A 16,062-nucleotide genomic window follows, 5' to 3' on the forward strand; every position below is an offset into this window, starting at 1 on the left:
GAAACGAAATGTATATCATGCCGCTTAGGTGTGCCGTTGTCACCTCAACGGCGATTCCAGGCTATAAGGATAGAAGAAGTGAAATTGAGATGGTTTGCCTTTTTGATTGTGTTATTAGCGGGTTGTTCATCAAAGCATGACTATACGAACCCGCCGTGGAACGCGAAAGTTCCGGTGCAACGTGCGATGCAGTGGATGCCAATAAGCCAGAAAGCCGGTGCAGCCTGGGGCGTCGATCCACAATTGATCACAGCGATTATCGCTATCGAATCGGGTGGTAATCCGAACGCGGTGAGTAAATCGAATGCCATTGGTTTGATGCAGTTAAAAGCTTCAACCTCCGGACGTGATGTTTATCGGCGTATGGGCTGGAGTGGTGAGCCGACGACCAGCGAGCTGAAAAATCCGGAGCGTAATATTTCTATGGGGGCGGCTTACCTGAATATTCTGGAAACCGGCCCGCTGGCAGGCATTGAAGATCCGAAGGTACTGCAATATGCGCTGGTGGTGTCATATGCTAACGGGGCAGGTGCGCTGCTACGGACTTTCTCGTCAGATCGGAAAAAGGCAATCAGCAAAATCAACGATCTGGATGCTGACGAGTTCCTCGATCACGTAGCGCGAAATCATCCTGCGCCGCAGGCTCCGCGCTATATCTACAAACTTGAGCAGGCACTGGACGCGATGTAAATCAGTCGCGTACTTTGTCCGCTTTCTCCCGGGCTTCCCGCTCGAGAGAGAAAATAATCCGCTGTAATTGCCGCTCCACCGTCGGGCTGACGTTAAGAAAACGGAAGCTCAGACGGGGAGTGGTGATGGTTTCATTCTTGCCATCAATCACTTTGCGCTCGCTGATGGAGATTAACTGGGCGTCAAAGTGAAAAACACCCCATTGCCCCATGTTGACTTCAATCTGAGCGAAGCGCATACCTTCGTGCAACCCGGCAGGCTTTGCTGTTTCCAGTAATGCGCCCATGCCGCCTAACGACAAATCATACAGGCGGAAACGTAACGTACTGTTATCCGCCAGTTTGGTCTGGCAAAAATAAGGCGGATGGAGTGGGGCGGAGATGCGGAAATATCGGCGTCGTTGTACAAACCATAAGGTGGGAGGCGGTACGGTAATAAATGCCGGAAGCTGCAAGTATTCACTCTGCTGTAGTTGTTCAACAGTAAACTCGACTTTCGCTCCCTGGGTTTCGGCGGTAATGGTAATGTGCTGTGCCTTTAGCACGGCGATGTTGTCTTCGGCTTGACTGCCGAAATCCAGCACCAGTTTATCTGGGGTTATTACCAGTATTTTGCTGATCAGCTGCCCGCCATTCCAGCTGATACGCAAAGGAATTGCGGCTTTGTGCAAATCGCGTAACACGCCCAGGACGGCTAACGGATTTTGTTTCAGGAACTGCTCATGGTAATGACTCACGCGGAAAAACTCCTGACTGACAAACTGTCTTTGGTTTATCGGTCACAGTTAACAAAACTTAATACAAATGCGTGAATATTTTTTACATGTTGTTCTTAAATCAGCCGACAAACGCCCAGCATCGATCCCGCCCTTGCCTATACTTAGAGCGTTGACGTAAGCATTTCTTGCGTCCGATTCATCGAAACGAGGGCCTGAACATGGGAATTATTGCCTGGATTATTTTTGGCCTGATAGCCGGCATTATCGCCAAGCTAATCATGCCGGGGCGTGATGGTGGTGGATTTTTCCTGACCTGTATTCTCGGGATAGTCGGTGCGGTGGTCGGCGGCTGGCTGGCGACCATGTTTGGCATTGGCGGCTCCATCAGCGGTTTTAATTTGCACAGCTTCCTGGTGGCGGTGGTGGGAGCTATTCTCGTTCTGGGCGTATTCCGCCTCCTGCGAAGAGAATAAGATTTTCATAAGGCGGATAGCGATACAGATGCCGCTATCCGCTTTCACATCAGAACGTATACTCGACACCTGCCCAGAAATTGCGGCCTTCTTCAATAAACCCTTCACTGTAGGCATATTGGGTATCAAACAGGTTATTGACCGACGCATTGACGCTGAAGCCATGACCTAAGGTGTAATCGGCTCGAATGTGGGTCACCGCAAAACCGGCGGCTTTTTGTGAACCGTCACTGTTGCTGTAGCTGGAGGAACGCGCCTCTTCCGACAGCGTTACGCTTAACGGCTCCCACGGTTTGAGAGTCATCCATGCGGTCATTGTCTGCGTTGGCAGATCGGTTATCTTGCCGATGTCTTTGCGTTTGGCGTCAGCGTGGATCAGGGCGTAGCTCAATCCTACATCCAGTATATTGCTGATTTTCCCCTTAATACCGGCATCCAGACCGCTGTAATCCACCGTGCCGCTGTTCTGATTTTGAATGGTATCGGCATCGATATTGTGCGAGAGGATGGCATCACTCACCCGGTTATAGTAAACGCTGACCTCAAATCCCCAGTCGCGCGTGAAGGCACCATTCCAGGTTAAATCCACCCCGCGAGCGCGTTCCGGCTTGAGCTGCGGGTTAACAATCGCTATCTGGTTATACGCAGGTTTGGATGTGGTATAGCGTTCTTTCAGCGTCGGAAAGCGTGTGCGGTCATAGTACGAAAGCGCCAGAGTGTCTTCATTGGCAAAGTGGTATTTCCCCATCACTTGCCAGTTAAAAGCTGACTGATTGTTGTCGTCATAATGGGTGATGCTGCCATCTTTCTCGTGTTTTTTCGCTTCTACGCTATCGCGCCAGTCATAGCTGATTCCAGCCACGACATCGACATTATCAGCAGCAGCCCATTGATATTCACTGGCGAGCGACCAGGTACGATCTTCATAGCGATCGTAAGCGGCGTGCGGCGCACCTTTTTCCCGGTGTACGTCATCTTTCCAGTTAACGGCAAACGACAGCAGATCGTTTTCACGCACATCGGCTGCCAGTTGTAATCCGGCACCGTCGCTGTAATCGGAATAATGGCTGTAGCTGCCTTTTTTATTTTTCAAATCAGCCAGCGAGTTGTACATCATCAGCGTATTTTCAAAGGTGTCGCGATACAGCCGACTTTTCAGGGTAAAACGATCGTTTAGTTGGGTCGTTCCCTGATAATAAAAACTTTCTTTGTCATACTCTGGCCACTGCCAGTAGCGTGATTTTTGACCACTATTTCCGCTGTATGGCGGGTCATCTTTTTCACCATCCTGCTTAATGTAAGTCAGTGTGTATTCATCGTTTTCACGTGGTGTAAATCCGAGCTTCACAATACCGCGTTTATCATCAGCCGATGAATTAATCATCTTGCCGTGTTTGCCTGCAATATCATTATTTACACCATGCGGCAGGCCGAGAAAATCCTGCTTTAGCTGACTACCGCTGACTTGCAAATACCCCAGTTCGCTGCTGGCGGCAAATGAAGCATGCATATCGTAGGCATTGTCCTGGCTACGGCTCCATCCCTGGCGATATCCCAGACTTGCTTCCAGAGGTTTTGTTGGCTTCTGGGTGGTGATATTAATGGCTCCGCCCATCTGATTAGGTCCCTGAAGCAGCGACGAATACCCTTTGGAAACTTCGACTGCCCCCAGATTGTTGGTCAGAATCCGCGCCAGATCGAGGTTGCCGTCATAGGGAACATAAATGGGCACACCGTCGAAATAGACCGGCACCTGCCGACTATCAAAGCCACGAACTTTTACCTGTTCTTCGTTGCGGCTGCCTGACTTTTGCAGCACCACGCCGGGGACGACACTTAATGCCTGAGCGACATTCTGTTTATCCAGGGCCTTCATGGTGGGTTGATCGAGAACGGTGGTCGTCGTCGATGATACCGGACTGGACCATACGGTCAGCGAGTCGCTCTCCTGAACCGCTACGGCCTGCTGGGTAAAGGCAAGTGATAATGCTGTGCAGAGATAATGTTTTTTGAGTCTCATAGAATAAATTCCGTTTAACAAAGAATTAAATAGAGGCTGCGGGTTGCAGACTGACTTTGATGTCAGCCGGTGCCGCGTAATAAGGCGCGGAGGTAATAAAGAGGCGAATGCCGCAGTCGAGGTAATTTTTGAGTGTCGTCAGATTAATTCCGCCGGTCAGAGCCAGCGTGCAGTGGGGAGCCAGTGACGGCGCTATTTGCGCAATTTCAGTTGCCTGTTGCGGACTAAATTTGTCGAGCTGAAGTACGTCTGGTTGCGCGCGTAACGCGGCGATTGCCTCTTTCGGCGTGTCGGCTTCAACAACAATTTTCTTCTCGGGTGCGTGGCGACGTAACTGATTGATTGCGCCTGACCAGTCCTGATTGTCATGAAGAAAATGGCGGTGGTTGGCAAACAATAATATGGTTTCCGCACATCCGGCACGATGAATCAGTCCTCCGGCAGCCAGAATTGCCTGCGAGGCCAGTAAGCGGGTGCCCGGAATTGCTTTTCGGGTGCAGGCGATATTGCCATCAGGATAACGTTCACGAAGTAACGCCAGCATTTGATCGAGATAATCAGAAACACCGCAACTCCACTCCAGCACATTCTGGATTGCCTTCCATCCCTGATGAAGTGCTGCGGCATTACCCTGCGCACGGATTAGCCGCTGACCCGCGTTCGCTTGTGAACCGTCGCTGACCGCGTCATCAATAGTTAATCCCAGCGTAGTTAACATCTTACACGCGACAGAAACGCCGCTGACGCAGCCGCCCTGACGGAGAAAAAACTCTATATAGCCATGCTGGTGTCCAATATTTAATGCTCTCGTGGTCAGGTCACCGCCCTGGATATCTTCCAGAAGTAACGCATCGATTTGTGCCTGAGAAAGGAAAATCATCGCAGTGCCTCCTGCGGTACGCTATCCCACCAGATGAGCGCCCAGTCGCGGCTGGCAGGGGCGAGGGCACGAGCATCTTGTTGTTGATACCAGCGATATAACCGCTCACGCTCATCGTCGTTAAGCGCGCCAAGACTCCAGCTGACGTTCTGCTCAAAACGTTCCCAGGTGCTGTTATCCTGTTGGCAATTTTGTCCACGGATAAAATCAACGTGGGCATAAATTCCCATCTGATACAGGACGTTGAGCGCAAAGATATAGTTGGGTAATTCGATCACTTCCCGACCAGCCGCCCGCTGAATGGCTGGAGAGACGAACGAGGTGCTGACCAGATGAGTCGTATAGACGCGAAGCCGTGCCTGATTATTCAGTTTGCTCATTGCCTGGCGCATATCAGCCACCAGAGTGGAGCGGGAAGCCACGGCAATATCGCAGCGTGGCAGGTCACTCCAGTCTTCTTCCCAGGCGCGCTGGATCCAGTGGACATTGTCTGCCTTCAGCGCGGCGGCGCGACGGGCGGCAACGTTCAGCATCCCCTGACTGTAATCAACGCCATAAATCGTCGTGAGTTTGTCAGCCAGCGCCAGCGATACGGTACCCGGTCCGCAGCCCATATCGAATAAGGTCTGAGCGCCTTGTAGGTCAATTTTAGCGATCAGTTGTTGCAGGTAGCTGTCCGTAGGCGAGGCGCAATTTTCCGCCATTTTTTCCGCCCGTTGATCCCAGTGATCCGGCGTTTTTTCTGTGCGGTGGGCCAGCTTGAGTTGCTGCAGATAAAGGTCTGCAAAATCAATATCATCAATGAGCATGATTTTTCCTTAGTGGCTAATTGCAGAGAGGTGATGATGAATCTGGTCGGCAGAAACCCGATACAGGGCAGCCAGTTTGTTTGTTGTTAACTGTTCGGTCGGTAAGCCTTGTGTTACTCGTCCATCTGGCTCTACCTGGATAATGCTGTCGGCAATGGCGTTGGCATGGAGCGGATGATGAGTCGACATTAACATTGTCATGCCGTTATTTTTGAGCTGTGCCAGCGTGTCCAGTAGTTGGATCTGATGACCGAAATCGAGGCTGGAGGCAGGCTCATCCAGTAACAACAAGCGCGGTTGCTGGACGAGTGCACGGGCGATTAAAGCCAGCTGACGTTCACCGCCGCTAAGCGTATTCCAGCGTCGTGCCGCCAGATGCAAAATACCCAGCTTTTCCAGTTGCTCCGTGGCTTTCAGGCGTTCTTGCTTACCGGGAACGGAAAAAGCGCCTATGGTGGGGGCCAGGCCCATCAACACCATATCCAGCACACTAAAAGCAAAAATACCGTCGTGCGCCTGCGGCACCCAGGCAATAGCCTGCGCGCGCTGGCGATGGCTGAGTGTCTGCACAGGGAGGCTATCCAGTAAGACCTCGCCTTTTAATAACGGTATAACGCCAAGAATGGAGCGCATGAGTGTGGTTTTGCCGCAACCATTGGCTCCTAACAGACAACAAATTGTTCCTTGCGACAGGGTGAAGGACACGTCGCGTAGCACCGGATGGCGGGAGTAACCCAGAGACGCATGACGGACGGCAAGCAAAGTCACTGGCGACCTCCGCGTAACAACAAAAGCAGGAAAAACGGTGCGCCAACAAAAGCGGTCAGAATGCCAAGTGGGATTTCTGTTGTTCCAATGCTGCGTGCCAGCGTATCGGTAAGCAGGAGCAGAATCGCGCCAGTACACATTGCCATGGGCAACAGCTGCTGATGGTTATGACCGGTCAACAAGCGGGCAATGTGCGGAACGACCAGGCCGACCCAACCAATTATGCCCGCTATTGCTACCGTACTGGCGGTGATTAGTGTGGCGCAGACAATCAATCCAAAGCGCAGACGCGTCACGTTCAGTCCCAGCGAACGGGCTTCGTCGTCGGAAAGCGTGAGTAAATTCATGCGCCAGCGGAGAAAAAACAGGGGCAAGGAGCCAATGAGAATGATCGGTGTAGCATAGCAGAGATCGCGTAAGGTCACGGTGGACAGTCCCCCCAGCAACCAGAAGGTAATTGACGGTAACTGGGTGTAAGGATCGGCCAGCGTTTTAATTAGCGATATCCCCGCTCCGCACAACGTTCCTAACGCAATGCCTACCAGCACCAGGGTTAAGATCGGATCGTGGCGGGTCACCCGACGCGTAATCAACCAGACGCCCGCGACCACCATCAGCCCGCCGCAAAATGCGTACAGCTGGATGTAAACAATGGATAATCCCCACAGAATTGCCATGCAGGCACCAAGTCCGGCACCGGCGGAGACGCCTAAAATATCCGGTGAAACTAAGGGATTACGCAACATTCCCTGATAGGTGGTTCCGGCTCCTGCCAGCGCCGCGCCCAGTAACAGCGCAGCAAGAATACGCGGCACGCGGATTTGCCAGAAGACAATTTGTTCCTGCACAGGAACATTTTCTTGACGAAGAATTAGCGCCAGCAGTTGCTGCATATCGAGATGATAAGCCCCACTTACGGCGGCAAAAGTGATACTGATAGCTGCCAGCAGCAAAATGCATCCGTTTACGATTCTCATTAGCTTGCCACCAATTTTTGATAGTCGGCGTCACTGAGTGAACAATGCCAGAACAGTTGGGCGTAATGCTGCATGTCACTTTTAAACTGGCGATTGATGGCGGGGTCCAGCCAGGCGTGAAGTCTGCGTAATCCCAGAAGACGGTTGATTCCCGGCGGGGCATCCAGCCAGCCAAAGGGCAAGCCACTTAAAAATAAGATGCGTTGTTCCGCAACGGCTTTCACGCCCTGCCAGAGAGGATCACGACGAATAAAATCTGCAGTAACGGCCTCCTGAACCAGAATAATATCCGGCTGCCAGCGCAGGAGATTTTCCATGGAAACCTGTGTCAGGCCGTGGCGATCGGCGATTTGCGCGACGTTGTGCAAACCTAATAATTCCGCCGCCTCGGTATGCAACGAACCCTTTAAGCCCGTTTCCAGCCCTCGAGGACCGCGCGCAGCATAAAAGCGGAGGTTAGCGGCGGGTGAGGTGGCGAATGCCTGAGCTTCAGCAACGAAGCGGCTGGCGAGATTGGCTTGTTCTGCGGCGCGATGCTCTTCGCCTAACGTTTTGCCAAGCGTTGTTAACTGTTCTGCTGATTGCGCCAGTTTCCCGTTAAGCAATAACCAGGGTATTTGTGTCTGTTCGCTAACCTGCCGTGCCTGGGAGATCCAGGTTTCATCCGTATTGCCGCAATCAACGACCAAATCGGGATGTAACGCCATAAGCCCTTCCAGCGAGAGTGTGCTGGCGCGCCCGGCGAGTCGTCCCAGCCTGGGTAACTGGCGAATGTGCTCTGGCAATGGAATTAATGCCTGACGGGCAAAATCAAAAGAGGAAAAACCGACCATTTTTTCTGGCGCGACAGCCAGCAATAGCAAATCGGCGGGCGCACCTGCGCTGACGATGCGTGTAATGTTTTGGGCTTCGGGAAGCGTCAGTGAGGCCCAGAATTTGACTGATTGTGCAAAAGAAGGCAGATGATGCAGGAACAACGTCGACGCAAGAATCTGTGTAAACCTCCGTCTGGTTAGTGACATAAGTTATATCCTGATAATTAAAACCGCTATATATTTACATATATATCGAAAAAAATCATGTTTGATGTCAAAATTTGTCTAAAGAGACAGAGTGATTTGCTTGTTGTTTAAATAACACTTTGTTCCACAAGAAAATTGTCAGGGAGAATGGCGGAGTGGCGAAAAATATAAATAGAGGTGTACTGATTAACAAATTGATAAAATAAAATTAAAATCTTCTCTGATATAAGAAAATAAAGGCATAGACCGTAGAATGGGGGGCATTTCGTGGCGAAAAAAGAGCAATGCCAATTTTATGCACATAATGGCATTGCTCGATATACAGCAAAGTTAAGGCGTAGGTTCCGCCTCTTTTTGTTTTACCGGCTGTGTTGTTGATTCACTGAGTGGACGCGTCGCCGGAACATTGTCACACGGTTGCTCTTTCGGGCAGATCAAATCCAGCATTTTCAGCGTCACGCCATTGGTCCAGCCAAAGCCATCCTGTAATGGATATTCGCCACCGCCGCCCCCCGTTCCGGTGGTGCTGACATCATATTTTTCCACCAGCTTTTTCTCCCGGTCATAGGTGTGCTGAACATTGGTCAGGAAGTGCCAGCTAATGTCCATCGCCACCTCTTTTTGACCGTAGTTTTGTAATCCTTCTGTCGCGACCCACTGCAACGGTGCCCAGCCATTTGGCGCATCCCATTGTTGCCCACTTTTCACCGACGTGGTGTTCAGGCCGCCTGGTTGCAGCAGATGTGTTTTCGTCGCCGTCGCCATTTTGTTGGCGCGATCTTTCGCTGCCGCATTGACGTACAGCGGGAACAGGGCGGCAGCGGTTAACTGATTGCGCACTTTATGACTTTTCAGGTCGTAATCGGCATACCAGCCTTGTTGATCGTTCCACAGGTATTTTTCGATCCCTTTTTGACGGGCATTTGCCAGCGTTTCGTACTGGTTTGCCATCGCGTTATCTCCGGCAGCCTTGCTGGCGCGGGCGAGGATTTTTTCCATTTTAAACATCAGGCTGTTCAGATCGACCGGTACGATGCTGGTGGTGCGTATGGTATTTAACTGCTGCGGATTGTCCATCCAGCGCGAGCTGAAATCCCAGCCAGACGCAGCGGCAGAGCGCAGGTCGCGGTAAATTTCAGTGGCAGGTCGATTCGGATTGCTTTTGGCGGTGGCAATATCTTCCACCCATGACTCTGGTCGTGGCGTATCACGATCGTCCCAGTAGCGGTTGAGAAGGGTACCATCCTGAAGTTTTACAACGCGTTTTTCCTGTTGTCCGGCTTGCAGGTTTTCAACACCGTCCATCCAGTAAGCATATTCTTTTTGCATTTGCGGCAGGTATTGCTTCAATGCGGCATCGCCTTCATGCTGCGCCAGTAACTCTACCATCAGGGCAAAGAAGGGCGGCTGCGAGCGGCTTAAATAGTAACTGCGGTTGCCGTTGGGAATATGACCGTAAGTGTCTATTTCATGAGCAAAATTGGCCACCATATCCGCGACTTTATCCCAGTGACCGCTTTCGGCAAGTCCTAACATGGTGAAGTAACTGTCCCAGTAATATACCTCGCGAAAACGTCCGCCCGGCACGACATAAGGTTCCGGCAGCGGTAACAGAGAATCCCATTTTTCGGTGTTTTCGGTAGAACGCGTTAATACCGGCCAAAGTCCGTCAATATGTTCGCGCAGTGACTGTCCCTCTGGCGGAACATATTTCTCGCCCTCTGTCGGCAGGGTGAAATTGACGTTAACGAAATGGCGCAGATCAAATCCGCTCTGGTTTTGCTGCATCCGATAATCAGCAAGGATCATCAGCGGATCGCTGTTCGGCACGGCATCGGCAAAGGTTTTTTGGTCCGGAAAAAGTTTGGCGTTTTGCACATCATTAAACAGCGGCCCTAATAAAATATCAGGCGGCTGTGGCGTTACCGGTGTTTCTTCTGCCTGCACCGATAGCGCAGCGAAACACAAAAAGATGCAGGCTGGAATTAACGCCATTTTTTGCGGGCGAGAAGGTGCGGGGGATTTCATCAATCATTCTCCTTAGGCGAAACCGAATAAAACGGTATTCAAGTATCAGAAAACCTTAGTTCAGGATCGCACTAGCTGCATGATCGAAATCTCATTCTGCGAACTGTCAGGCATTTTAGAAAAGGGAATTAAAGGGATAAATAACGGCGAAATAGAGTGATCAAATAACGTCTGTTTATTAGCCAGCCAGCGGCGTTTGGTTCGCGATTAGCGAAGAAAAATCATCATAAATTGGTGAAAAATATAACAGGTAGTTAAAAAACATTAGTGCTGAGTAAATTGCCGGATGACATCAGAACGATGCCATCCGAACGGTGACTTAACCCTGACGGTTGAAACGTTGCGTTTTAACGTCCAGCGTTAGCTTTTCTTCTGGTTGTATCGCATACAGTTTCTCACCCTGCTGGCAAATCCAGCCAATCCCCAGTTCACGGGCGATCAGGGCGCTGTGGGATACCGGACTTCCGGCGCTAAGGCAGATACCTTTTACAACCGCCGGATCCAGTTGCAGTACTGCGGAGGGATAAATGTTCTCCGCCAGTAGAATAGTTGGCGAGTTAAACTGCGGGAGTTCTTCTTTCGTTTGGGTCAGGTGGACCAGGGTGCGATGCAGAAGATCGTCCACATCAATATAGCGAGCTTGTAGATATTCATCATCCAGTTGCTGGTATTGCTGGCTAAGTTCTTTAAGAACTTGCTGCCAGGCATATTCTGCCGTGCAATGTTCGTGCTGAAGGAGTTCGCTTGCCGCCGCCAGCAGTTCCGGATCATCTAACAGTGTATGGTGACCAGAAAAGATTGCGGCAATATCGTCAAGCCCGCTGGCTTCTGCTTTCGCTGTTAACGTCATCAGATCTAATAACGTGAAGTCAATGGCCTGGCGTAATCGATCTTGTTCCTCTTCCACGGTCAGGGTTGATTTGGCCTGTACCGTACATAAAACTGGTTGATAATAAAATGCTTTACCCGAAACAGGCGGAACGGGACGCAGAGTAGGTGGAGCAACTTCCTCCGTTTCACCAAAGTTATCTTCAGCCAGCTGACGGAAAGCGATCAGTGCCTCTTCAGCTTCTGGCCCTTTCGCAATCAGGCGCAGCGTATCGTTATAGCGAACTTGTAGTAACGCAATCTGGTTAATACTCTCCGGTGTGACGCATTTGCCGTTTTTTTCCAGCAACATATCGGCATTAAATGTCGATAAGGTATAAACCAGCCGGGAGGCCGGACGGACGTGCAGGCCGTTACGGTTTTTAATGACCACCGCCAGAGAACGGGCTTCTTCATCGTACGCAGGACATGTGTCAGAGATTTCAGTGTCGGAGGACGGTAAACCCAGTTGTTCACGTTTGGCTTCCAGCGCATGCATGGCGTCAAAGATAACTTTGTCGATCTCCGCCCCCGAGGCCGCGCTGACCGTTGCTGCCAGTGTACCTTCGACCAACGGTGCAGCACACAAACGTACTTTTGCAGCGATCTCGGGAGCCAGCAATTCCAGCGCAGTTTCAGCACTCAATAATGCGCTACCCATATCCATCATGACCAGCACATGGTCGGCATCGGCAACAGATTCTATGGCCTCCATCACTTTGACGGCATCGGTACCAATGGGATTTTGTGGATCGTCAATTCCCGCAGCAATGGCGATTTTACAACTATCACTCATTAACATCTGACGGGCTAATTCACCGACACCTTCTCCCAGTCGGCTGCTATGTGAAACTATGACCAGGTTTACCATCACCAATTCCTTACTCTTTTGCGGCTAATGCCAACATTTGCATCATAAACATCACCGAGGTTGCGCCGGGATCCTGGTGACCAATACTGCGTTCACCGAGATAACTGGCGCGGCCTTTGCGGGCTTGCATCGTAATCGTACTTTGTGCAGCGGATTCGGCGATGCTACTGGCAGCTTCGAGTGCCGCCGGAACAGAGAGATTTTGCTCGCTGGACTGACGTAACGATTCCACCACCGGCACCCACACATCACACATGGTTTTATCGCCAGGTTCGGCTTTCCCGCGACTGATTACGCCGTCCGCGCCATCGCGGAACATCTGATAAAGCTCTTCCAGCGTCAGGCTTTGCCGTGCCTGGGTCGCCTGTGCGGCGCGTATAAAGAAGGTACCGAATAGCGGACCACTGGCACCACCGACGCTGGAAAGCAGCGTCATACCGGTATTCTTGAGAATGAAACCGATATCTTTATCTGCGATAGCAGGGAGTTTTTCCACCACTTTGCTAAAGCCTCGGTTCATATTTAGCCCGTGGTCAGCGTCGCCAATCTCGCGATCCAGTCCGGTAAGATACTCGCTCTCGGTGTTGAAAATATCGCCACAACGAGTGAGCCAGTTAACAATTTGAGTTCTGCTCAGTGACATTGCTTTCTCCTTATTTACCCCAGTTAAGGGCCGGGGTGTGGACCGGGGCGTCCCAGAGTGCCAGCGTTTCGTCATCAACTTTCAGTAAGGTGATTGAGAAACCGGTCATATCCAGTGAGGTGCAGTACGCGCCAATTAAATTACGCTCGATAGTCAATCCCGCTTGCTGGCAACGTGTGGTCAGGCGGTTATAGACGCCGTACAGCTCAGAAAGTGGAGTTGCGCCAAGATTGTTAACCAGCGCAATCACCCTGTCGCCAGACTGGAGCGGTTGTTTGGTTTGTGGTTCTTCCTGCCAGCTGCCTTGTTGATAATCCCAGAAACGCAAAGTGCGATGGTATGAGCCATTTTCCAGCAGGGTGACGAACATTTCATCGACGGTTTGATCAAGGGAAGAGAAGGGGCGACGGTCAATACCCGGCTCACCATGAATGCCGACGCCAAACTCCATCTCATTATCCGCCAGGGTAAAAGAAGGTTTGCCCGCGGCAGGAACGGTACAGGCACCGAGAGCGATACCTATTGAGTGGCCTTGATTATTCAACTTACGCCCCAGTTCCGCACAGGCGTCCAGTGAGTCGCCACGCTCCGCCGCTGCGCCTACGAGTTTTTCAATTAATACGGTGTTGGCAACGCCGCGCCGCCCGGCGGTATAAAGACTGTCTTTTACTGCAACGTCGTCATCAATGACCACAGTGGTCACTTTTACGCCGCTATCGTGCAGTAACTCGGTCGCTGTTTCAAAGTTAAGAATATCGCCGGTGTAATTTTTGATAATCAACAGTACACCTTCGCCGCCATCAACTTGCATGGCGCATTCAAAGATTTTATCGGGCGTCGGTGAGGTGAAAATTTCGCCCGGACAGGCCCCCGAAAGCATCCCCTGACCGATATAACCACAGTGCATCGGCTCGTGTCCGCTGCCGCCACCCGACAGCAGGGCGACTTTTCCTGCAACAGGGGCATCAGCTCGGGTGACATACACCGGATCCTGATGCAGTGTCAGCGATGGATGCGCTTTCGCCAGTCCTGCCAGTTGTTCGTCCAGTACGTCTTGCACATCATTGATCAATTTTTTCATTATTTTGCTCCAGCAATTACGGTAGGGCATGGATGATGTTCAACGACACGGCGACCACTGACTGCCGATGAATCCATTGTGCATCAGGCAAGGGAAAAGAAAATTAGCCCAAATTATGTTTCATAGTGAAACATATGCTTTAATGAATGTTCCATATTGAAACTTTTACGTGTATTAATACTTAAAATTGAGAGCCGGAACACCTTTTGTCATAAGGGATGCGGGATATGAGTGGCGCTTTTAACAACGATGGTCGGGGCATATCTCCCTTAATTGCAACCTCCTGGGAGCGATGCAATAAGCTGATGAAACGGGAGACATGGAACGTACCACATCAGGCCCAGGGCGTGACATTTGCTTCTATTTATCGGCGTAAGAAAGCGATGCTGACGCTCGGGCAGGCTGCGCTGGAAGATGCCTGGGAATATATGGCACCGCGAGAGTGTGCGCTGTTTATTCTCGATGAAACCGCCTGCATTCTCAGCCGTAATGGCGATCCGCAAACCTTGCAGCAGCTAAGTGCACTTGGATTCCATGACGGCACGTATTGCGCCGAGGGAATTATTGGTACTTGTGCGCTATCGTTAGCGGCTATCTCTGGTCAGGCCGTGAAAACGATGGCCGATCAACATTTCAAACAGGCACTCTGGAACTGGGCCTTTTGTGCAACGCCGTTGTTTGACAGCAAGGGCCGATTGACGGGAACAATAGCGCTGGCGTGTCCGGTTGAGCAAACTACCGCAGCTGATTTGCCGTTGACGTTGGCAATCGCCCGCGAGGTCGGTAATTTACTGCTGACGGACAGTTTGCTCGCTGAAACTAACCGTCATTTAAATCAACTTAATGCCCTGTTAGAAAGTATGGATGATGGCGTGATTAGCTGGGACGAGCAGGGTAATTTGCAATTTATTAATGCCCAGGCGGCGCGGGTCTTGCGCCTTGACGCGACGGCAAGTCAGGGACGGGCAATCACTGAACTCTTAACGTTACCCGCCGTATTGCAACAAGCAATAAAACAGGCACATCCGCTCAAACACGTAGAAGCAACCTTTGAAAGCCAGCACCAGTTTATTGATGCGGTGATAACCCTTAAACCGATAATAGAAACGCAGGGAACCAGCTTTATTTTGTTGCTCCATCCTGTGGAACAGATGCGGCAGTTAATGACCAGTCAATTAGGAAAAGTCAGCCATACCTTCGCTCATATGCCACAGGACGATCCGCAAACCCGCCGCTTGATTCATTTTGGTCGCCAGGCGGCGCGCAGTAGCTTTCCTGTCCTGCTTTGTGGAGAAGAAGGCGTGGGCAAGGCACTGCTAAGTCAGGCAATTCATAATGAAAGCGAGCGTGCTGCAGGTCCTTATATCGCCGTCAATTGTGAGTTATATGGTGATGCGGCACTGGCGGAAGAATTTATTGGCGGCGATCGCACGGACAATGAAAATGGCCGTCTGAGTCGGCTGGAACTGGCGCACGGCGGCACGCTGTTTCTTGAAAAGATTGAATATCTGGCGGTGGAGTTACAGTCTGCTTTGCTTCAGGTTATCAAGCAGGGTGTTATCACGCGACTGGATGCGCGGCGTTTAATACCAATTGATGTCAAAGTGATTGCCACAACGACCGCGGACCTCGCAATGCTGGTGGAACAAAATCGTTTTAGTCGCCAGCTGTATTACGCGCTGCATGCATTTGAAATTACCATCCCGCCTCTGCGTATGCGGCGTGGCAGCATTCCGGCGTTGGTGAATAACAAATTACGCAGTCTTGAAAAACGCTTCTCTACGCGGCTGAAAATTGATGACGATGCCCTCGCTCGCCTGGTTTCTTGTGCATGGCCTGGCAACGATTTTGAACTTTACAGCGTCATCGAGAATCTTGCTCTGAGTAGTGATAATGGGCGCATTCGCGTCAGTGATTTGCCGGAACATCTGTTTACCGAGCAGGCGACAGATGATGTCAGCGCCACACGCCTTTCCACCAGTCTGTCATTTGCGGAAGTTGAAAAAGAGGCAATTATTAACGCAGCCCAGGTCACAGGCGGTCGCATTCAGGAAATGTCGGCTTTACTTGGAATCGGCCGCACTACGCTGTGGAGGAAAATGAAGCAACATGGCATTGATGCAGGGCAGTTTAAGCGCCGGGTATGAAAGACAGAGACGATTTCTGATACATCAGAGTGATCTATATTTCATTCCGGCGCACGCTAACATTATTC

General features: G+C 51.1%; 14 protein-coding genes. 3 read left to right on the forward strand and 11 right to left on the reverse strand.

Annotated features, from left to right (window positions below):
* Positions 1 to 78: 78 nt before the first annotated feature.
* A complete protein-coding gene (gene emtA / locus ACJHW7_RS02580) occupies positions 79 to 690 on the forward strand; it encodes a membrane-bound lytic murein transglycosylase EmtA (protein WP_001295616.1) in 612 nt (203 codons plus the stop codon).
* Position 691: 1 nt separating this feature from the next.
* Here emtA and ACJHW7_RS02585 read toward each other — a convergent pair whose 3' ends face one another.
* Positions 692 to 1,426 carry a flagellar brake protein gene (locus ACJHW7_RS02585; protein ID WP_000020146.1) on the reverse strand — a complete coding sequence of 245 codons (735 nt, stop codon included), beginning with the start codon at positions 1,424 to 1,426 and terminating at the stop codon, positions 692 to 694.
* 200 nt (positions 1,427 to 1,626) lie between these two features.
* Here ACJHW7_RS02585 and ACJHW7_RS02590 point away from each other — a divergent pair, with 200 nt between their 5' ends.
* The gene (locus ACJHW7_RS02590; protein ID WP_000511315.1) at positions 1,627 to 1,881 is read left to right on the forward strand and encodes a GlsB/YeaQ/YmgE family stress response membrane protein; all 255 of its coding nucleotides are present in this window, start codon (positions 1,627 to 1,629) and stop codon (positions 1,879 to 1,881) included.
* 49 nt (positions 1,882 to 1,930) lie between these two features.
* Here ACJHW7_RS02590 and ACJHW7_RS02595 read toward each other — a convergent pair whose 3' ends face one another.
* From ACJHW7_RS02595 to dhaK, 10 genes are all read right to left on the reverse strand, one after another.
* Positions 1,931 to 3,901, reverse strand: coding sequence for a TonB-dependent receptor plug domain-containing protein (locus tag ACJHW7_RS02595; RefSeq protein ID WP_021556721.1), 1,971 nt, complete (start codon positions 3,899 to 3,901; stop codon positions 1,931 to 1,933).
* A gap of 25 nt (positions 3,902 to 3,926) precedes the next feature.
* On the reverse strand, positions 3,927 to 4,781 hold the full coding sequence (gene modD / locus ACJHW7_RS02600; protein ID WP_000576838.1) for a ModD protein: 855 nt from the start codon (positions 4,779 to 4,781) through the stop codon (positions 3,927 to 3,929).
* A complete protein-coding gene (locus tag ACJHW7_RS02605; protein WP_021556722.1) occupies positions 4,778 to 5,590 on the reverse strand; it encodes a class I SAM-dependent methyltransferase in 813 nt (270 codons plus the stop codon). Before ACJHW7_RS02605 ends, modD begins: the two co-directional genes overlap by 4 nt.
* Before the next feature lie 9 nt (positions 5,591 to 5,599).
* On the reverse strand, positions 5,600 to 6,358 hold the full coding sequence (locus ACJHW7_RS02610) for an ABC transporter ATP-binding protein (RefSeq protein ID WP_000173324.1): 759 nt from the start codon (positions 6,356 to 6,358) through the stop codon (positions 5,600 to 5,602).
* Complete coding sequence (locus ACJHW7_RS02615; protein ID WP_021556723.1) at positions 6,355 to 7,335, reverse strand: FecCD family ABC transporter permease; 981 nt, start codon at positions 7,333 to 7,335, stop codon at positions 6,355 to 6,357. The genes ACJHW7_RS02610 and ACJHW7_RS02615 overlap by 4 nt, the downstream gene beginning before the upstream one ends.
* On the reverse strand, positions 7,335 to 8,357 hold the full coding sequence (locus ACJHW7_RS02620) for an iron ABC transporter substrate-binding protein (protein ID WP_021556724.1): 1,023 nt from the start codon (positions 8,355 to 8,357) through the stop codon (positions 7,335 to 7,337). The genes ACJHW7_RS02615 and ACJHW7_RS02620 overlap by 1 nt, the downstream gene beginning before the upstream one ends.
* Positions 8,358 to 8,687: 330 nt before the next feature.
* Complete coding sequence (gene treA / locus ACJHW7_RS02625) at positions 8,688 to 10,385, reverse strand: alpha,alpha-trehalase (RefSeq protein ID WP_000841726.1); 1,698 nt, start codon at positions 10,383 to 10,385, stop codon at positions 8,688 to 8,690.
* A gap of 319 nt (positions 10,386 to 10,704) precedes the next feature.
* Positions 10,705 to 12,123, reverse strand: a complete 1,419-nt coding sequence (dhaM, locus tag ACJHW7_RS02630; protein WP_001383110.1) for a dihydroxyacetone kinase phosphoryl donor subunit DhaM — start codon at positions 12,121 to 12,123, stop codon at positions 10,705 to 10,707.
* A gap of 10 nt (positions 12,124 to 12,133) precedes the next feature.
* Positions 12,134 to 12,766: a dihydroxyacetone kinase subunit DhaL gene (dhaL, locus tag ACJHW7_RS02635; protein ID WP_001307735.1), complete on the reverse strand. Its 633-nt coding sequence runs from the start codon at positions 12,764 to 12,766 to the stop codon at positions 12,134 to 12,136.
* Between the two features lie 10 nt (positions 12,767 to 12,776).
* The gene (gene dhaK / locus ACJHW7_RS02640) at positions 12,777 to 13,847 is read right to left on the reverse strand and encodes a dihydroxyacetone kinase subunit DhaK (protein WP_001536887.1); all 1,071 of its coding nucleotides are present in this window, start codon (positions 13,845 to 13,847) and stop codon (positions 12,777 to 12,779) included.
* A gap of 227 nt (positions 13,848 to 14,074) precedes the next feature.
* On the opposite strand from dhaK, the gene dhaR reads away from it, so the two are divergent.
* Positions 14,075 to 15,994, forward strand: a complete 1,920-nt coding sequence (gene dhaR, locus ACJHW7_RS02645) for a dihydroxyacetone kinase operon transcriptional regulator DhaR (RefSeq protein WP_001385778.1) — start codon at positions 14,075 to 14,077, stop codon at positions 15,992 to 15,994.
* Positions 15,995 to 16,062: the final 68 nt, after the last annotated feature.

The organism is Escherichia sp. WS1152, from assembly GCF_046487665.1.
Lineage (GTDB): Bacteria > Pseudomonadota > Gammaproteobacteria > Enterobacterales > Enterobacteriaceae > Escherichia > Escherichia coli.